Source organism: Carboxylicivirga sediminis, assembly GCF_018156225.1.
Classification (GTDB): Bacteria; Bacteroidota; Bacteroidia; order Bacteroidales; family Marinilabiliaceae; genus Carboxylicivirga; species Carboxylicivirga sediminis.
In genome coordinates this window covers 229,758-250,224 of sequence record NZ_JAGTAR010000001.1, presented here as the reverse complement: position 1 = coordinate 250,224, position 20,467 = coordinate 229,758, and the positions used below count along the sequence as shown (strand labels likewise).

The window sequence follows — 20,467 nt, the reverse complement described above, 5'->3', positions numbered from 1 at the left end:
GCAGATGCTTAAGATGCATCGACGTTTCTTCTGACCATAGACGATAAATATAAACAGATGAAAAAGATATTAATATTATTTTGGGTATTCACTACCTTCTGTATAGCTGTTGGCTTTGCGCAGGAACGAACCATTACCGGTAATGTGTTTGAGCAAGGATCCGACTTTGGAATGCCAGGGGTAACAGTGGTGGTACCTGGTACAACCACGGGAACCGTTACCGATATGAACGGGGCATTTACCTTATCCATCGGGACCGATGTGAGCAGTATTCAGGTGAGCTTTATCGGTATGCAAACACAAATCATTACACTTGGTCAAGCCAATCATTATACTATTTACCTCGAAAATGAGATGATTGGGTTGGATGAGGTGATAGCTGTGGCCTATGGAACCACCAAGAAGAGTTCGTTTACCGGAGCCGCCAGTACGGTTAAAGGCGAAAGTTTGACAAAAATGCAATCGGCCAACCTCGCCAAGTCACTCGAAGGAAGCCTGGCAGGTGTGCAGATTACGCAAAGCTCTGGTCAGCCAGGGGCAGGTGGGCAGATTATTGTGCGTGGTTTAGGTTCTATTTCAGCATCAAAGGAGCCACTTATAATATTGGATGGTGTACCATATGAAGGATCATTGAATTCAATACCTTCTCAGGATATTGATAACCTGTCGGTACTAAAAGACGCAGCAGCTAACTCTATGTATGGTGCTCGTGGAGCTAATGGTGTAATTTTAATTACTACTAAAAAAGGTAAAGCAGGCGACTTCCGGATTAACTTCGATTCGCGTTATGGGGTTAATACGCGCGGTGTGCCTAATTACGATATTGTTACCAATCCGGCTGAGTATTACGAGTTAAGCTGGGAAGGCTTGCGCAATAGTTACCTGGGGCATCTGGGCTATGCACAGGCAGGGATTACTGCTTCTAATGATTTAATCGCCAATAGTTTAAGATACAACGTCTATCGCGGTGTAGCTGATAACGAATTGATTGACCCTTTCACCGGGCGCATTAATCCGGCAGCTACCGATAAAAAATGGGGCAATGAGTGGGAAACAGAACCTTTTAACTCGGGTATTCGTGAAGAGTATAACCTGAGCTTTAGTGGTGGTACCGAGCGCTCAACTTATTACGCCTCATTTGGCTACCTGTCTGATAAAGGCATTGTTGACGGATCGGAGTTTGACCGCCTAAATGCACGTTTGCAGGTGGATCAGCGTTTTAATAAGTGGCTCAAATTATCAGGTAATGTGGCTTATACCGGAACCATACAGAACTCTGTTTCGGCCAGTGGAGCCAGCCAGGGTAATGTTTTTATGTTTACACAGATGGTTGCACCTATCTATCCGGTGTATATGTACGATTTAAATACCGGCGAAAAACAGCTGGACCACAATGGCAATCCTGTTTATGATTATGGTGAACAAACAGGGCGTCCGTTTGGAACCATGGCTAACCCGGTGGCTACAACTAAAGCCAATATCAACGATAATAAAGCCGATAATTTTAATTTACGTGGCTCGGTAGACTTTAACATTATTGAGGGTTTAACCTTAACCGTAAACGGGGCGTATGACTTGTATTTTAATACTTATTCCAGCTTTTTAACGCCGCTTGGAGGCGATGCAGCAGCTGCTGGCGGTTTGGGTTATAAAACATCACAACGTTACACAGCCACCAACTTTAACCAGTTGTTGAACTACAGCAAGTCTTTTGGCGCTCATACCATTAAAGCCTTATTAGGGCACGAAACCAAGACCAATAAAAACAACAACCTGTCGGGTAATATGGCTAACTTTTTCGATCCATCGAATCCTGAGTTTGCCAACGCATCATCATACCGAAGCCTGACATCGGGTTATAGCGAGTATGCATTGGAAGGGTACCTGAGTCGTGTAGAGTATGATTTGTCAGATAAGTATTATCTGTCGGCCAGCTTCCGTCGCGATGGCTCGTCTGTTTTCCACCCGGATAGTCGCTGGGGTAATTTCTGGTCGGCAGGTGCGTCGTGGCGCATCTCTGAAGAGGACTTTATGAAAGGTATTTCTTTTGTCAATAATCTGAAATTGAGAACCAGTTACGGTACGCAAGGTAACGATAACATTGGTACCTGGTATGGTTACGACGACCAGTATGTGGTAAGAGATGTAGGTGGTCAGGCAGCAGTTGTGTTTAGCTCACGTGGTAATCCTGACTTAACCTGGGAAAAGAGTAACAACTTTAACGTGGGTATTGAGTCATACCTGTTCGACCGTGTTAATCTGTCATTCGACTTCTTTATGAAAGACACCAAAGACCTGCTGTTCCAATACCAGTTGCCACTTTCCGAAGGGTTGCCAAGCTATCAGTGGCGTAATCATTTAGATATGCGCAATACCGGTGTGGAGCTGGATATGAATGTGTATGTGCTGAAAAAGCAGGACATAAGCCTGAGTGTTAATATGAATGCGCTTCATTATAAAAATGAGTTGCTGAAACTGCCAAGTTCGAAAGATCAGAATGGCTACGCAGAAGGTGTATTTTGGCGTGAGCTGGGAGGTTCTATCTACGACTTTTATGATTTCCAATATGCAGGGGTAGATCAAGTAACTGGTCGCGCACTGTATTACCGATATGAATACGATCATTATGGTAATGCCACTATCACAACAACAGATGATATTACAGAAGCCACGATGCAGAAAACAGGTAAGAGCTCTATTCCTGACTTAACAGGCGGATTAGGTTCAACGTTTACCTACAAAAACTTTGATGCATCCTTCCAGACTGCTTTTCAGATTGGAGGAACTGTAATGGATAGTAACTACCAGTCGCTGATGGGCAGCAGACCGGGCACCAATTATCACCGTGATATGTTGAAGCGATGGACACCAAATAATACCGATACCGATGTGCCGATTCTTGAAAACGATTACCAGTCGAATATGACCACCGATCGATTCTACACCTCGGCATCATATTTCAGCCTGCGTAACGTTACATTTGGTTACACCTTGCCGATTAATGTGCTGGAACGAGCCAATATCAAGAGTTGCAGGGTGTATCTCACAGGTGATAACCTGTGGCTGAAATCGGCCCGCAAAGGTCTTGATCCGCGTCAAAGCCTGAATGGTGCTGTTGGGTTTAACTATTCGGCATTGCGTACAGTTTCATTTGGTATCTCACTACAATTATAATTAGTAAGCATGAGTTTGAAGAATTTTAAAATAGGAGCCTTCATCCTGATGATGTCACTGGCATCATGTTCCAACGAGCTGGACACGGACTACACAACGGGGCAGGGCGGAGACAACCTTAAGGATCTAATAAGGGAATATCCCTATAAGTTAAAATCACTTGTTGATGGACTTTATCTTTTTATGGTGAGTTACCAGGGTGATCACGACTCTTTTAACTACACCATGACCTTGCATGCCACGGATATGATGGCACAGGATATCTCACAACCTACCAGTCATTATTTTTCGTGGGATTATTTGCACCGTTATCGGTCGGCACCCAATGTGCGTACGGCCTATATCTGGAATACTTTTTACACGGCTATTGCCAATGGTAACCGTTTGTTGGATATGGCCGATGAGCTTTCTGAATACATTATCGGTTACGATGAGGATTTTTACAACAGTTGTCTGGCTGAGACCTATGCAGTTAGAGGAATGTCGTACCTGTATCTGATTCAATTGTACCAGGAAGTAATCACGAAGGAAATAGTTAACCTCCAGGCACCGGGTGTGCCCTTGTATTTTTCAACGCTTGATGGTGTTGCTGAGGAAGAGGCAGAAGCGCTTAAGGGTCGCAATACGGTAGCACGTGTGTTTGAACAGATTGAGCATGATCTGACTTTGGCTTTACAACTGTCTGCCAACTATGACAGGCAAGATGATAAACGCTCTATTGATAGCCATGTTATTCATGGTTTGCTGGCGCGCTATTATATGCTGTCGCAGCAGTGGCAAAAGGCAGCTGATCATGCTAAGAGTGCTTATTCAGGTTATTCACTGATGGATGTTGAGCAACTGAAGAGTGGCTTTATGGATGCCACGAATCCTGAGTGGATTTGGGGTTACCGTCATACCATTGAGACGCAGACAACGCTTGTTTCGTGGTTCTCACATATATCAAATAACAGCCCGGGCTATGCCGGTATCTTATCACCGCGTTTAATTGATTATGAGCTCTACCACAGCATACCCGATGAAGATGTGCGTAAGCAATTGTTTAATGGCCCAGAAGGTATCTCTCAAGAAGACTATCAGCGCTTTAAAGTGGATATTCAAACGGCGCCCAATATTCAAAACCCATATGCCAGCCTGAAGTTTGGTCGAAAGGATGACTGGACCCAGGATTACCCGTATATGCGGGCTGCCGAAATGATTCTGATCGAAGCAGAGGCCTATGCACACATGGGTAATACAGTAATGGCAGCAGAAGTTGTAAGGCTTTTGATGGAAAACCGTCAGCCAGGCTGGGATATGAGCGAGGTTGATGTGGAATACATCTACCATCAGCGCCGTATTGAACTATGGGGTGAAGGTTTTTCGTATTTCGATCTGAAGCGATTGTATAAAGGCATCAATCGGGCATATGACAATTCAAATCACAGCATACCCGGTCAGTTTGAAGTAGCAGCCGGTGCCAATAACTGGGTGTTCCAGATTCCAAGACGTGAGATACAGGACAACCCGCAGATTGATGAGAGCGAACAAAACGATTGATAGTATAAATTGTATATTATGAAGCTAAATATAATTAGATATTGCATGTTGTTATTGGGGGCTATGCTTATGCTGGTGTCCTGTAATGAAAGTGTCGATGCCGATAAATACAACAGGGTGTCAAAAGAGTTGCTGCCAACATTCGCTACTCAAAGCGATAGTTTGTCGTTCGACAGGGTGAAGCTGAAAGCAACCATTACCTTGAATGGGGATGAAAACATTATGGAGAGTGGGTTTTTTGTGTCAGCCAACGATGAATTTCCCGAGGTTGCTACTTCAATTATTAATGCCGAACAGCATGACCTGGAGATAGAGAAATGGGTAGATAAGCTGGTGGGTAGCACTACCTACTATTATAAAGCATACACCTACTCAGAAAATGGCTTTGCCTTTAGCGAGGTTAAAAGCATCACCACCGATGAGCCACCTGTATTTGAAGATACCTACTTGTTTGGTACTTACAACCAGATAGACTACAGTATCCGTTATGGCACCATTAATGGTGAAGAGAGTGGTTATTGGGATGAGTATGGATACATGACTATTAAGCAGGTAGAGAATACCTATAACCAGATAGAGGTATACAACTATTGGGGATATGGACGTATTATTATTGGTGTGGTAGATTTTGAAAGTAAGACCATTGAGTTTATGCCACAAGAAATTGCTGCCTCTGAAGGATATGGTTCTATTAAAATCTACAAATGGTCGATGCTGGATGGTAATATGCAGATTCACCTTGAAGAACCAGTGGTCGCGACCTATTCCGAAGATGGCGTTATTGAAGTAGATATGTGGGGAGCTTTTGCCTACTACAATAATGGCTATATGCCATTTGATGCCTGTTCAACAACCGAATTAATTAAAAAAGAAGAGTAATGAAGAATTTGAAATACATATTGGGTCTGCTGTTAATAGCGTTAACAATGGCCTGCAGCAAAGACGATGGTGATAAAAAATCACCCCACGTAACAATAATTGCACCTGTTGAAAATCAAGAGTTTGCACGTGGAGGTATCATGAAGCTGGATGCGGTATTTGAAGATGATGTGGCACTGAAAGAGTGTCGCGTTAACCTCGAATTTGTGGAAGCATTGCCAGTGGCACAGGGGGCTTCTTTAAAAGGAATTGATACGCCCTGGGAACCTGAAGAGATGGTGATTCCCTTGTCGGAAACGGTGCAGGAGGTGAAAGAGCTGGTGTTGTTTGGTGGTAATATTCCGTATAACATTCAGTCGGGCTACTACCGTTTGAAGTTTGATATTTATGATTTAGCGAAAAATCCGGCCAGGGCAGAGCTTATTATAATAATAGAATAGTGATAAACGCAATTTTGGTGTTGATATACAAATGTTTTTAACACCGGATTGGATTGATAAATGAAAGCTTAGGTTGAGGGCTGTTCATCTGACAAGGTGAGCAGCCTTTTTTATTTGAGAACTTGATCTTGTGTAACAGATTTTACCAGGGATGTCGTAAAACATGTGGGTTGTATTCAACTAAACCCGATGCTTCCTGTTATTTTGCTATATATTTGCTCAAAACCTCGTTCTATGGACATTAATTATCTACAAATTGTTTCAGCCTTTATCGTATTATTTGCGGTGATTGACATTCTTGGGTCAATACCTATTATTCTGGATCTTCAGAAGAAGAGCGGACCCATCAAAGCTTTTCAGGCCACATCGGTTGCCTTTACAATCCTTATTGTCTTTTTGTTTGTGGGTGAAGCGCTCCTGAGTTTGTTTGGGGTCGATATCTCATCATTTGCCATTGCAGGTTCGTTTGTGCTGCTTGTTATGGCCTTTGAGATGATACTGGGTGTTGAAATATTTAAGCACGATTCGCCATCGGGAGCCTCTATTGTGCCCATTGCTTTTCCGCTGATTGCAGGGGCCGGTTCGTTTACTACATTGCTATCCTTGAGGGCCGAGTTCGATACGATTAACATCATTATTGCCTTGCTACTGAACATCATTGTTGTGTATGGTGTGCTTAAGGGAACCAAGCTGGTTGAACGCGTCATTGGACAAGGTGGTATTTATGTACTTAAGAAGTTCTTTGGTATTATCCTCCTGGCGATGGCCATTAAACTGTTTATGACCAACTTTGGCAATATAGTGCTTGATTTTATTAAGAAGTTAAACGTTTTATAATATGCAAATAACAATCTCCTCAACCTTTGATGCCGGTAATGTAGAAGTCATCAAAGCCGACAACCCCAAAGACATACAATTAAATATCAGAAAAGACAGCGGGTCCGATTTCCTGCAGTGGTTCTATTTTCGTGTGCAGGGAGCCAAAGACACGGCCTGTAAGCTCAATCTGCTCAATGCCGGCGATGCGGCCTACCCCGAAGGCTGGGATAATTACCAGGCCCGCGCTTCCTACGATCGTATCACCTGGTTTCAAATACCCACGCAGTACGATGGACAGATTTTAAGCATGGAGCTGACACCTGAGCACGACTCGGTATATATCGCCTACTTTGCACCCTTCTCGTATGAGCAACACCTCGACATGATCAATGAGGCACAGTTATCGCCTAAATGTGCGCTGGAGTGTATCGGTCATACCACACAGGGGCGCCCCATCGACTTCCTGAAGATTGGTGACGACAACGACTCGAAGAAAAAATTGTGGGTGATAGCCCGCCAGCACCCCGGCGAAACAATGGCTGAGTGGTTTATGCTGGGCTTAATTGAGCGCCTCTTGGATGAAGAGGATGCCACAGCCCTTACCCTGCTTCAGAAGGCTAATTTCTACCTGGTGCCCAACATGAATATTGATGGCAGCATATTGGGCAACCTGCGGGTCAATGCCAAAGGTGTTAACCTAAATCGCGAATGGGCCGAGCCAAGTATCGAAAACAGTCCGGAGGTGTACTATGTGAAAGAGAAAATGCGAGAAACAGGTATGGACTTTGTGCTTGATGTGCATGGCGATGAAGGCCTGCCATATAACTTTATTTCGGGTATCGAAGGTATCCCTTCATTCGACGACAAGCTGAAGCAACTAACCGATAGTTTTATAGGTAACTGGATGGCCATTAATCCAGATATGCAGAAGGAATATGGCTACCCAAAGAATGAGCCGGGTAAAGCTAACCTGCAGATTGGTTCTAAAAATCTGGGCGAGGAGTTTCACTGTTTGTCGCAAACCCTGGAAATGCCATTTAAGCAAAACGCCAATATCCCTGACGCAGAGCTGGGCTGGTCGCCCGAACGCTCCATTAAACTGGGCAAATCGCTGGTGCCCGTGCTGTTGAGCATTGTTGATAATTTATAGAGCTTAGCTATTGATAATATTTGACAACGCAGATGATTCACTTGAATTATTTGCGTTTGTTTTATATTAGTGGGATTATTGGATGAAATAATTGATGGTTAGGAGCAGTTCTATCTGAATTAATGATGTTTCAGATATCTTTAATCGTCAGATTTTGCAGTCTTACACAGCTAAGATACCTTTGTGCCAGGCATAACAGCCAGATATATATAAGCGAGTAAAACAACTCAAAATACATTACACTTATTATGCGCCAATACAACCACATCTATACATTTAAGTACGACACGCATAATAGCGAGTTATGTCAGTTGGAAGCCCGGCAACTTTTTGGGGAGGAAGTCCGGCAAAAGCTCTTATTTACCAATATTAAAATAGACCCGTCAATCAGTCCTTTTGTTAAAAACAGGCTGGATATTATGGCCATGGCCAATGATTACGACCAGCTGATTGATTGCATCCGTCAGAAAAACATTTGCACTGATGGCTTCAAGGCAGAATACCTGTTGCTCGAAGGGGATGCAACCAGCTATAACGAGCGCCTTGGTAAGCTAAAGGATGTGGGTTATTGCATTGAAGGTGAACCCGATTATGTGACGCCCACCATCATCTATTCAATCGCCTGCTACCAAAATACCTGGTACTTTGGGGAGCTGGTGAAGCACAATACCGACTGGTTTAAGCACAAGAATAAGCCGGTGTCATTCAGCAGTGCCATCAACATGGATATTGCCAAAACCCTTGTGAGCATTGCCTCCCAAGGTGATAAAAACAAACGGCTGTTAGATGCCGGTTGTGGGGTGGGCACTGTTATGCTCGAAGCCTGCATCTCAGGCCTTCACATTGAGGGCTGCGACATACATTGGAAAGCTTGTGTGTCAACGCGCAAAAATCTGGCTCATTACAACTATACGGCCAATGTGTACCGCACCGACTTAAAGGACCATAGCACACAGTATGATGCTGCCATTATTGACTTGCCATACAATTTATTCAGCCATTCCGATGATGATAACTCTTTACACATCATCCGTTCGGCGGCCGAGTTGGCCACACGCTTAATTATTGTATCAACTTCGGATATTGAAGTGATTATTAACCAGGCAGGGCTTAAGGTGGCTGATGTTTGTCAGGTGGAGAAAAAGGGTAAAAAGTTTGCCCGAAATATATGGGTGTGTGAAAAGGAGGAAGTGGCAATTGAAACAGAACTTGTTTGAGCCATAAGCATGGACCTTAAAATTAAAATCGGCTGTTAACCTTTAAAGTAGTATCTTTGCAAAATAATACACAACGGCGTAGCGGTTTGATAGCAATGAGCTCGTAATTCACCACTATTAGTATGCGAGCCGTTATTAACAGCAAAATATGCAAGTGAAATTTGAAGATTTAAATTTACATCCTGCCATTCTCAAGGCATTAAGGGATGAAAACTATACACACCCAACCGCCATTCAGGCCGAAGCTATTCCTTTTATTCTTAAGCGTGAAGATGTACTGGGCAGTGCACAAACCGGCACTGGTAAAACAGCTGCCTTTGCCATCCCCATCATTCAACATGCCATGCAGGATATCGATGGTCAGCGCGGAAGAAGGAAGATGCTGGCTCTGATAGTAACACCAACCAGGGAGCTTGCTATTCAAATAGGCGAAAGCTTTAAAACCTATGGTAAGTACACTAAGCTAAGAAGCGCCGTTATTTTTGGCGGTGTGCCACAAGGTCCGCAGGTTCGAACGCTCAGGCAAGGGGTGGATGTGCTGATAGCCACACCAGGGCGTCTGCTCGACTTAAAGGAGCAAGGCATTATTTCTTTCCGTGATATTAAGTATTTTGTGCTGGATGAGGCCGATCGCATGCTGGATATGGGCTTTATTCATGATATCAAAAAACTGCTGGTGATGCTGCCCCAGGAACGTCAATCGCTGTTCTTTTCGGCAACCATGCCACCTAAGATCCTCAAACTGTCGCAGCAAATATTGGTGAAGCCACAAAAGGTAACGGTAAACCCGGTATCCTCAACTGCCGAAACCATTCAACAGCATGTATATACCACCAATAAGGAAAGTAAGAAGAACCTGCTGCTACACATTCTGAAGGACGAGGACATGGAACAGGTATTGCTGTTCTCGCGCACCAAGCACGGTGCCGATCGCATCGTACGTAACCTGCGTCAGAAAAAAATTAGCAGTGCTGCCATACATGGCGAGAAGAGTCAGAATCAACGACAGAAAGCTCTGAAGCAATTTAAGGCAGGCGAAATACGCGTATTGGTGGCGACCGATATTGCAGCTCGTGGTATTGATATTGATAAGCTACGCTACGTTATCAACTATGACATCCCCAACGAGTCAGAAACCTATGTACACCGTATTGGACGCTGTGGCCGGGCTGGAGAAGAGGGTGTGGCCATCTCCCTGTGCGAGCCTGAAGAGAATGCCTATATAAGAGCCATTGAGAACCTGATCAAGCAAAAGATTGAGGTGGTGCGCGATCATCCTTTCCCGCAGACCGACAAACCAATGAATGCTGAAGAAAAGAAGGAATTTGAGAAGGAAAAGCAGCGCAGGAAACAAGAGTATTTTGCTAACCGGAATAAAAAGCGGGGGGCTCAAAATCCGGATTTTAGAAGGAAAAAGAGATAGGAGTTCTAAGGTATGGGTGTGTTTCTTAAATTGATAACGCAACCATTCTGTTGGTATCGACATCTTAAGGAAATTAACCAATAAATAGCCTTGATATGAGATACTTGAATTTTATTGCAGTTGTAATAGTCAGCTTCGTCATCTGCTCATGTGAGAATAACACGAATGATCCTGAAGTAGCAGATTTTGTTTTTAAGGCTGAAAAGGATAATGAAACCTGGTTAGCTACCCGCAGCTGGAGTTACCTAAATGAGAAGTTTGATGAGTTGTCGATCTCTGCAGCAGTAGAGGATCCGGATTACTATCAGGAAGAAGCAATGACTATTAAAATTAATAAGGCAAGCATTGAGCCTGACAAAAAGCTGTTGGATTTTGACGCCAGTTTAGCATTCATTATTGGTGGTGATGGTGTGGCATGGCGTTATGAGAGTATTAAAAGCGAGCAGACTTACCTTATTATACATCAGATTGATGAGGAGAATAAGCGAGTTAGTGGAGAGTTTCAAATTAAGTTTACAGATTCCACAACTGATGGCGAGCCAATTATAATGACTGATGGTGTATTTAATGTCGCCTACGAGCATACTAATACCTACTAACAAACCTGCCGACCTGCTTTAATACGTTTATGCCTTTCATGCAATTTTTACGAAGGAGTGTTAGCTCTGTAAGAGCGATGTGGACCAGAACAGGCTTTAGCCTGTTTCCATGCCAGTGAGCTAAATACAGGGCTGAAGGCCCGATGTGTTTGTTTGAATAACTGCCTGGTTATCCAAGCGGAATTTCAAAATAATGCCCCGCTACGATGTTTTTACAGTTGCAGCAGGGCATTCGAATATGTGTCAGTAGGTATTTTTTGTGCTTAGCGCAATATCCAATTCATTGACGTGATATCCATGGGAAATTTAAGCGCCATGGAAATAGCTAAAGTCTAGACCCTAGAAGCTAGTGGCTTTTATCTCCAGGTAAAATCTATTCACCCAGCATCATGCGGATGATCTCTTTGTCGGTTTCGCGCATGCCCACACTCCCCAGGCGACCAATGTTTTTGATGGTATTTTCAACACCTTTTACCACAATGCCATCGCCACCATAAAATTGCTGGCCATTTTTATACATGTGATAGCCTAAAATGCCTGCTTCCACTGCTGAAGCTATTTTGCCAGCACACGACGGTTTGGCGCCATCGCACACAATGCCCGAAACAATGGCCAGGGCATTCACAATGGTATGTGCCACCTCTTTGTATCGTCCGCCATACAGGAAGGTGATGCCTGCCCCGGCACCAACTCCAGCTGAAACAGCACCGCAAAAAGCTGATAGACGCCCAATGCTTGTTTTCTGGTGGATAGTGACCAGGTTGGCTACAATCAATGCGCGCAGCAAACTGTCTTCATCAGCTTTTAGCTCTTTGGCATATTCAATCACCGGTACAGACGTGGCCAGTCCCTGATTGCCACTGCCCGAAACAATCATCACCGGTAGCTCGCAGCCACTCATTCGTGCGTCGGACCCAGCCGCTGCCATAGCTTTAGCACGTACTTTAATATCATCACCCCAGCTATTCAGTAGTACCGAGCCTACATTGGCACCCCAGTTACCATTGATGCCCTCCTGGGCAATGGCTGTGTTATGTGCTATTTGCAGTTTCAATACGTCTCTCACTTCGTTAACATCCACCGATTCGGCAAACTCAACGATATCTTCCACACTCATTATGCTACGGTCGGTTTTGTGCTTGTTGCTCACGTCATCGCAATGGTGGGTATAGACAGTTGCCTCACCATCTTTTACGATTCGAACAATGTTAGTATGATAATGTGATATCTGCACCGAGGCATGTGACTTACCGGCATACACATTCACAACTAAATCGAAAATAACACCACTCCTGGAAGCCACCACTTTTACCTCTTTGTTTTGAAGAAAGTGGGCCATTTCGCTGCGCTGTTCATCATTCACCACCGATATCACCTGCAATACCTTATCTGCATCGCCAGCGATTATACCGGCTATTGCAGCCGCTTCAATGCCTTTCAGATTGCCGGTATTGGGCACCACCACGCTCTTTACATTTTTAATGATGTTATCACTGGCTTCCACCAATACACGATCGGGCATCTGGCCCATTATCTTGCGGGCCATTGCGGCAGCATAGGCTATGGCAATAGGCTCTGTGCAGCCCATGGCCGGCATTAGCTCTTCGTGCAATATATTAATGTAAGCGGTGTATCTAGTATCGGCTTTATTCATGACTGTATTTACATTAAATCAGACTGTCTGTACGTAATTTCGCACCGAAAATAACAGGAATATCGGGTATAGAATATGATTATTAGCATTCATGAATTTTGTCATGATTTTTAGCGCATTGCCTTTAGTCCAAACAAAAAGCCGCTCGGTGATGAGCGGCTCTTGTATCATATACTTAGGTGATTATTTCTTAACTGCAGGAGTGGAGAACGAAGGCGGTGTAATTACCTTCTTTTCCTTGATGCGAGATAGAGCTTCTTTAACTGCTCTTTCTAATTGAGGATCGGTATCCTTTTCCATTGATTGAGCATCCATACGTACATCGATGGTTGGAGTGATACCAACGTTTTCACCTACCCATTCGTTGTTAATAGGATCAAATACAGCATTATCAGGAGCGGTAAGCGCGCCACCATCTACCAGACGATAATGCACCGAAGATTTAACCAATCCGCCCCAGGTGCGGGCACCAACTACCGGACCTATCTTTTGCTGCTTAAAGGCCCATGGGAAGAAATCGCCACCAGAGCCTGCCATTTCGTTAATGATAAGCACCTTTGGCCCTTTAATACCTGCTGGTAACAGAATTGGCGAACCATTAGGAACTTCATTGGTCAAGGCTGCCCGCAGGTCTCGCTTCATCAGGTCAACCATGTAATCATCCAGCAAGCCACCACCATTGAAACGCTCATCAATAACAGCACCCTGCTTATCCTGCTGTGCAAAATAGTAACGGTTAAAGGAAACGAATCCGGCACTAGACGTGTTGGGCACCCATACATAGGCCAGCTTACCATCCGATAGTTTATCAACCAGACGACGGTTGTCCTCAACCCAGGCACGCTGACGCAAAGCACGTTCACTGGCGATTGGCTTTACCGTAATGGTCCAGCTATCTTCAAAAGCAGCTTTTGAATTGATGTGCAAAACGGTTTGTACACCACGTGTGCCGTCTAGTGCCATATAAGGATCATCTGCTGTGGTTATTTCTTTTCCATTAACACCCACTAAATAATTACCCTCTTTCACTTTTAAGCCAGGGCGTTGAAGCGGGCTTGATAAGTCAGGATTCCACACTTCGGTTGTATAAATACGTTTGATTTGCCAATGTGAGGAATTGCCATTGAAGTCGGCACCTAACAGCCCCACTGATGCCTTATCCACTTCAGGCATGTCACCACCAAAAACAAAGCTATGACCTACCGATAGTTCGCCATTCATCATGTCCAACACATAGTTCAGGTCGCTGCGATGTTTGATATATGGCACAAGTGGTGCATAGCGCTCATATACTTCACCCCAGTCGCGTCCATGCATGTTCGGATCGTAGAAGAAATCGCGTTGATAGCGCCAGGCTTCTTCAAACATCTGTTGCCATTCAGCCTGTCGGTCAAGCTTCGTATTCAGGTTTGTTTTGAGTGTTTTACCGTCTTTCCCATTGGGCTTATCGGTTCCCATCACTTTCCACGATGTGCCCATCTTTGCCAGCATCTGCTTGCCATTGGCAGAGATGGAAACCGAGCGCGCATCTGTCACAAACTCTTTGGATTCACGCTCTTTTAAAGTGAATTTATGAATCGTATTGCCCTTGTCTGTTGATTCGCTGATGAAAACACTTCCTTCGGGCCCTGCCAGCGTATATTGGTATTGTCGTTTGGGCATTGGCATGGCCATTATGCGGTTTTCAATGTCTTCAAAATCGATGGTAATACCTTTATCTGTTTCCTCCTCTTTATCTTTCGACTTCTTTTTACTGTCTTTTTTATCCGCATCCTCTTTGGGTTCTTCTTCCTTCTTTACTTCCTCTTCATCACTGCGTGGTTCAAACGGGGATTTGTCAGCTTTGTTAAGATTAATAACATAAGCACTGTAACGGGCATCGTCAGGCGACATAACGCTGGTGTTTACATAGCTTGACTCCAGGCCCAGGTCGGTGCTGGCCAAAAAGTACAGCTGTTTGCCGTTGCGATCCCACGCCGGCGAAAAAGCATCGGCCATGGCGTTGGTAACCGGCTTCACACTGTTATCTGCCGATGACCAGATGTGGATGCGACGGAAATGGTTGGCTCCAGCCTTGGCATAGGCCAGGTATTTTGAATCCTTAGACCATGTAATACCCATGTCACCACGTTCAAAGTTGTTACCGGCCACATCAATGGTTTTGATACTCTTGGTACTGATGTCAAGTACTCTGATACGTACGTCATCATCCACAAAAGCAATGTATTTGCCATCGGGCGACCAGCAAGGCTCCCATATCATCTTCGATTCGCCAATACCAATGCTTTCAACATCACCCAGACCATCCTGTGTGGTCAGCATCAGCTCATATTTTCCATTCTTATCAGAAAACCAGGCAATTTTGTCACCTTTGGGCGACCAAAGTGGTTTGCGTTCAGCAGCGTGCGAATTGTTGGTGATGTTACGTACATTTCCATGCTCAACCGGCACCGTAAACACTTCGCCACGTGCTCCCATAATAGCACGTTTGCCGCTTGGCGAGAGTTGGGCAAAGTCAATTTTTTTGCTCACATCTTCCCATTTCGTATCAGCCCAGGGGAAGTCACCCACTACATTGATGCTTAGTTGTTTGCTGCTTTGTGTGTCGGTATTGAACAGGTGAATGTAACCGTCCTGCTCATAAACCAGCTCCGTGTTGCGACCAGCTAAATATTTGATGTCTGTTTTCTCGAAGTTTGTAACTTGTTTTAGCTCTTTGCTGGTGGTGTTGTAAGTCCATATATTGCTTACCCAATCACGATCGGAGAGAAAGTAAATTTCCTCTCCCAACCACACGGGTTGAATATCTGTTGTGCGTTCATTAGGTAGCAGCTCTTCCTCCCAGGTTTCGAGGTTAAGAATGATCAATGGTGTATTTTGTCCACCCCGGTAAGCGCGCCATTCGACATCCCACCGGCGCATCTTGTCAAGTGCCAGGTATTTGCCATCGGCTGAAAAGGAAGCTTTCGTACCCCATTGTTTGGTTAATAATTTCGACGGGCCACCATCTTTACTAACTGTCCATAAGCGGTGGTATGAGCTAGGTGCTGTTTCCCTGTCCGAAGCATACAGGATAGACTGTCCGTCTGGCGTCCAGCCTCTCACTTGTGATGCTGCCGGATACCACGTCAGGCGTGTTGCAGCTCCGCCTTCTACCGGCATAGTATAAACCGCATCTGTGCCCGAACGATTTGATGTAAAAGCAATGGTTTGTCCATCGGGCGAGAAGTAAGGATCTTTTTCTACCGCCGGTGTACTGGTCAAGCGAATGGCATCGCCTCCTGTCTTGCCTACCAGCCATAAATCACCGCCATAGGTAAATACCACGTGGTTATCGCTTATGTCGGGTTGGCGCAACAGGCGTGTGCCTTCAGCTTGTGCATGAGCTGTTATAATAATACTGAGCAATAGGCCTAACAGTATTAAGCATGTTGATTTGGTACGTTGTTGAATCATGTTAAAAATTTGAGGTTTAGATAAGTTTTCAAGGTTGATGAATAAATAGGAACAGTTTTCCTGAGAAAGGAAGTTCTAAAATATGCATTTTAAATCATTGTTGTCCGGTAAACCGGAATAGTTTTAATTTTATCAATATAAGTGCCTGATATACAAGTCAGGCATTTTCAGGTTTCAAAAGCAAGCCCACTAAATTTCTGGGAATAGCGAATTTTGATAATTGTTTTTATTCTCTTTAATCAGTACAAGCCAGCTTTTCTCGGGATTCTCTAAGAAGGCATATATATTGATGTAATTCATTAACTGCTGCCTAATTATAGAAACCATATTCGAGAACGCCCAATTACGCTTCAACTTACTTTTTACAAGGGTAATAAGCAGGTTTGCTAACATTGCCGCCCATATCTGGATTTCAATTGCGTTTTCATTGTCACCAAGAAAGTATTTCAACGGAAAATTTTGCTTGAGTTGCTTAAATAACAGCTCTATCTGCCAACGCTTCTTGTAGATATAAGCAATCGTTGCTGCAGCTAGTTCCATGTTATTTGTAATAAACTCAAACACTCGTGCATTTTCATTATCCCAGTATGCAATGCGTCTTGCTTTATGTTCCTTTGTTTTGTTAGTACCATAAAGAAGGACTATCTCTTCATCTTTTAGGACACCAGAATCAGCATCGTCAGGTATATCAAACTCTTGCCTGGCTTTATACAGTGCATTATCTTTCAAGCGGGTGACATACCAAATCGACTTGTCAGTAAACGCTTGATACCGGGCATAATCAACATAGCCTTTGTCAAAAGTTATGATTGAACCGGACGGCAAGTTCATGGCTTCTTGTAAGAACATATGGTCGTGTTTGGAAGCTTCACTATATCTGATTAAACAAGGTACGTTTTCATCTGCCTTGATAAGCGTATGTGCTTTGATGCCGCCTTTCTTTTTGCCATTTTTAGGATTGCGCCCAACTCCTTTCAAAATATCCTTGAACAACGAGATGGTTGATGAATCCATGATGTACAAACGCTTGAGTTCTTTCTCCTTTAGCCGGCTGTCCGCTAAACTTGAAGCATGTTTTCTGTATACAGACATGTAAATGTCTTCGAATACTTTGCTACTGCGGCGTTTGTTGGCTTCTGAAAAAGTACTGCGTTTTACCAGATAGCTTAATCCTAAATGGGATAATTTATGTGCATTAGCAAGTAAACCTAGAATAACCTCGCGTATCGAGTGGTAACCTTCTAATGAAACAAATAACATCACAACCAAATGATTATAGGTCGTAAACTTCTTTACATACCGTTCACTATCGTGTTGTTTCGCTATTTTTCTAATCTCACTCTTGTCAATGAACGTTAACAGCTGATTAAATATAGGCTGTCCGCTAAAAATTGTACTTTTACCCATGTCTTACTTTTTTGTTGTGGTAAACTAAAAGTAGACATATCGGGCAGTTCTTTAAAATGTTCTGCCCGGTAACTTTTTACCGGACACTAGTGATTTTAAATCTCTGTTACAAGGATATTTATACAAGTGAATTATTATTTTTGTTAAACGGAAGAAAGGCAAAGTGCTGTTTCTTCTGAAATACTCAACTTTTATTTAAACCTGACTTAATGAAACAGACAAGCATAAACATAAGAGGACTTCGTAAAAGCTTTGGCAAAGGGGCTGATGTAAAAGAAGTACTGAAGGGTATTGACCTGAGTATAGAAAGCGGGCAAATAATTGGCTATATAGGACCCAATGGTGCAGGGAAGAGCACGACAGTCAAGATTCTTTGTGGTATTCTAACCAGTTTCGATGGAGATATTGAAGTGATGGGCATTCCTTTGCGTAACAATGCCATTGAAGTCAAACGGAAAATAGGCTATGTACCCGAAAATGGTGCGCTTTACGAAGCACTGACGCCTGTTGAATACCTTCATCTGGTAGGGACGCTGTTTGATATGTCACCTTTGTTGATAGAAGAAAGAACCAACTCATTGCTTAAGTACTTTGAGATGTCACAACACGCCAATCAGCGCATGGATACCTTCTCTAAAGGAATGAAGCAGAAGATATTGATTATTGCCGGCCTGATTAATAACCCGGATATACTGTTTCTGGACGAGCCATTATCTGGTCTGGATGCCAATTCGGTGATATTGGTAAAGGATATGCTGACCCGTCTGGCCAAACAAGGCAAAACCATCTTTTACAGTTCGCACCTGATGGATGTGGTTGAGAAAATATCGGACCGCATTATCCTGATTGATAACGGACAGGTAATCGCCGACGGTACGTTTGAAGAGCTGCAACAAGATAGCAAGGCGTCACTTGAACAGGTGTTTGCCAAGCTCACAGGAGGTGAGGAGCGAGTAGGTGAATCTGGTATTTTGGATGAGGTTTTTAAAAATTAGGCGATGAGTGTTATTCAACGTATTTTATCGGCACCGCTTAGTGTTTTTTTAAGCCTGTTAGGCGTGAATGAACGTCACTTTAAAGTATTGCTGGCAGCTAAGCTAAAAATGGATTTTCGTCGTCCACCCAATAGTTTTCAGTCGGCTGGCAAAAAGCAAACGCTCCTGAAGCAGTTATTTATCTACACGTTTTTAGGAGCCATTATGCTGCTTAGCTTGTATCGTATACCTGACTTAATGCTGCAGTTATCAGTATTCTATGCTTTTCTGATTGTGTTTGCTGGTACCATAATGCTCACCGAATTTACATCGGTGCTGTTTGATGAGAATGAGAACCATGTGCTATTGCCAAGGCCTGTTTCGTCGCGGACATTATTAATTGTGCGCTTGGTTCACGTATTGGTATACATTGGTAATATTACCTTATCCTTGAGCCTGCCATTTAGTATTTACCTGGCCATCAAATATGGTTTTATCGCTTTAGCTTTTTTATTAGGTGTGTTTTTATGCGCCTGGTTCATCTTATTGTTGGCGGTAGGCTTTTATATGAGCCTTTCGCGATTGGTTAGTGCCAGCCGTTTTAAGGATGTGCTCAACTATCTCCAAATAGGTTTGGCGATAATCATCATGGCAAGTTATCAGTTGGTACCCAATTTTATTGAAGATGCCAATATGGAGCAGCTCACTTTTACACATGCTTGGTGGACTCAGTTGGTGCCTTCGGTATGGTTTGCCGGTTTTGTACGCTTTTTATCTGGTATGGGTAAAGGTAATGATGTGGTGTTATTTCTGATTACAATTGGCGTTACAATCCTTGGAAGTGTAATTCTGGTGCGTACTTTATCGTCTGGCTTCAATGTCATTATAGCTGAGTCAGGAACTGGCACAGTCACCAAAAAGAAAGAAGTTATAGAGGTAAATACAAAGCAACCATGGCTCGAAAAAGTTATTGATCTGTTGTGTGTATCTTCGGTTGAGAAGATGGGCTGGGCATTTACCATGAGCCATATTAAAAGTGATCGGAAGTTGAAGCAGCAGTTATACCCTATGTTTGCCTACAGCATCATTATGGTAATTGTTTTTTTGAAGCCACAGGTAAATAACTTTAGTGAATACATAGCAGAATTGGGGCAAAGCTCTAAGTATGTGATGTTTTTTCTGGCAGGATTTTTTGGAACCATTGGTACATCCATCATACCGTATACTGATACGCCTAAGGCCGCCTGGATTTATGAAGTGGCTTCCACCGATAAAAAATACCATATGCAGTCCGGGGCCATAAAGGCAGTTTTGTTTACCTTCTTTTTGCCTTTGTATGTACTTTACCTGGTGCCTATTATCTGGATTTGGGGGGTAAGTGTATTGCCACACATTGTATTAGGAGCGAGTCTGAGTGCTGCTTTAGCCATTTTACTGGTGAAGTTGCAAAAACAACCGCTACCATTTTCACAGGCTCGTGAAATGGTGAATAAAGGTGATTATACCCTTAAAATGTTGTTAGGTATGGTAATGGTTGGTGTCATCATAGGATTGGTTTACCTGGTGTCTCTGGCACACATTGGCGTATCAATAGGTTTGTGTGTAATGATGCCGTTTATAATAGTACTATGCTACCGGCTGATTCGGTCACAAAAAGTTGCAGTCAGTCACTAATTTCTCGTTGTTAGGTGATTTGATTAGTTCGTTTGTTATCCGCTTAAACCTATCAGTCCATT

14 protein-coding genes are annotated in these 20,467 nt (G+C 43.5%); 11 read left to right on the top strand and 3 right to left on the bottom strand.

The window, feature by feature from the left end; all coding sequences use genetic code 11:
- Positions 1 to 57 precede the first annotated feature (57 nt).
- From KDU71_RS00940 to KDU71_RS00900, 9 genes are all read left to right on the top strand, one after another.
- Entirely contained in the window at positions 58 to 3,174 is a 3,117-nt protein-coding gene (locus KDU71_RS00940) for a SusC/RagA family TonB-linked outer membrane protein (RefSeq protein ID WP_212188016.1), read from the top strand.
- Between the two features lie 9 nt (positions 3,175 to 3,183).
- Complete coding sequence (locus KDU71_RS00935; protein ID WP_212188015.1) at positions 3,184 to 4,713, top strand: RagB/SusD family nutrient uptake outer membrane protein; 1,530 nt, start codon at positions 3,184 to 3,186, stop codon at positions 4,711 to 4,713.
- Between the two features lie 18 nt (positions 4,714 to 4,731).
- Positions 4,732 to 5,592 (top strand): hypothetical protein, encoded by an 861-nt coding sequence (locus KDU71_RS00930; protein WP_212188014.1) that lies wholly within the window; start codon positions 4,732 to 4,734, stop codon positions 5,590 to 5,592.
- On the top strand, positions 5,592 to 6,032 hold the full coding sequence (locus KDU71_RS00925; RefSeq protein ID WP_212188013.1) for a DUF4625 domain-containing protein: 441 nt from the start codon (positions 5,592 to 5,594) through the stop codon (positions 6,030 to 6,032). Before KDU71_RS00930 ends, KDU71_RS00925 begins: the two co-directional genes overlap by 1 nt.
- 234 nt (positions 6,033 to 6,266) lie before the next feature.
- Complete coding sequence (locus tag KDU71_RS00920; protein ID WP_212188012.1) at positions 6,267 to 6,869, top strand: MarC family protein; 603 nt, start codon at positions 6,267 to 6,269, stop codon at positions 6,867 to 6,869.
- 1 nt (position 6,870) lies between these two features.
- Entirely contained in the window at positions 6,871 to 8,001 is a 1,131-nt protein-coding gene (locus KDU71_RS00915) for a M14 family metallopeptidase (RefSeq protein ID WP_212188011.1), read from the top strand.
- 248 nt (positions 8,002 to 8,249) lie between these two features.
- Positions 8,250 to 9,218 (top strand): TRM11 family SAM-dependent methyltransferase, encoded by a 969-nt coding sequence (locus KDU71_RS00910; RefSeq protein WP_212188010.1) that lies wholly within the window; start codon positions 8,250 to 8,252, stop codon positions 9,216 to 9,218.
- Positions 9,219 to 9,366: 148 nt separating this feature from the next.
- Positions 9,367 to 10,641 (top strand): DEAD/DEAH box helicase, encoded by a 1,275-nt coding sequence (locus KDU71_RS00905; RefSeq protein ID WP_212188009.1) that lies wholly within the window; start codon positions 9,367 to 9,369, stop codon positions 10,639 to 10,641.
- 95 nt (positions 10,642 to 10,736) lie between these two features.
- On the top strand, positions 10,737 to 11,240 hold the full coding sequence (locus KDU71_RS00900) for a DUF6252 family protein (RefSeq protein ID WP_212188008.1): 504 nt from the start codon (positions 10,737 to 10,739) through the stop codon (positions 11,238 to 11,240).
- A gap of 373 nt (positions 11,241 to 11,613) precedes the next feature.
- On the opposite strand, the gene KDU71_RS00895 is transcribed toward KDU71_RS00900, so the two are convergent.
- From KDU71_RS00895 to KDU71_RS00885, 3 genes are all read right to left on the bottom strand, one after another.
- Positions 11,614 to 12,894, bottom strand: coding sequence for an L-cysteine desulfidase family protein (locus KDU71_RS00895; protein ID WP_212188007.1), 1,281 nt, complete (start codon positions 12,892 to 12,894; stop codon positions 11,614 to 11,616).
- Positions 12,895 to 13,077: 183 nt separating this feature from the next.
- On the bottom strand, positions 13,078 to 16,350 hold the full coding sequence (locus tag KDU71_RS00890; protein WP_212188006.1) for a S41 family peptidase: 3,273 nt from the start codon (positions 16,348 to 16,350) through the stop codon (positions 13,078 to 13,080).
- 189 nt (positions 16,351 to 16,539) lie between these two features.
- Positions 16,540 to 17,757: an IS4 family transposase gene (locus tag KDU71_RS00885; protein WP_212188005.1), complete on the bottom strand. Its 1,218-nt coding sequence runs from the start codon at positions 17,755 to 17,757 to the stop codon at positions 16,540 to 16,542.
- Positions 17,758 to 17,966: 209 nt separating this feature from the next.
- Between KDU71_RS00885 and KDU71_RS00880 the strand changes: the two genes are divergently transcribed.
- Both KDU71_RS00880 and KDU71_RS00875 read left to right on the top strand, forming a co-directional pair.
- A complete protein-coding gene (locus tag KDU71_RS00880) occupies positions 17,967 to 18,752 on the top strand; it encodes an ABC transporter ATP-binding protein (RefSeq protein WP_212188004.1) in 786 nt (261 codons plus the stop codon).
- Between the two features lie 3 nt (positions 18,753 to 18,755).
- Positions 18,756 to 20,405: a hypothetical protein gene (locus KDU71_RS00875; RefSeq protein WP_212188003.1), complete on the top strand. Its 1,650-nt coding sequence runs from the start codon at positions 18,756 to 18,758 to the stop codon at positions 20,403 to 20,405.
- Positions 20,406 to 20,467: the final 62 nt, after the last annotated feature.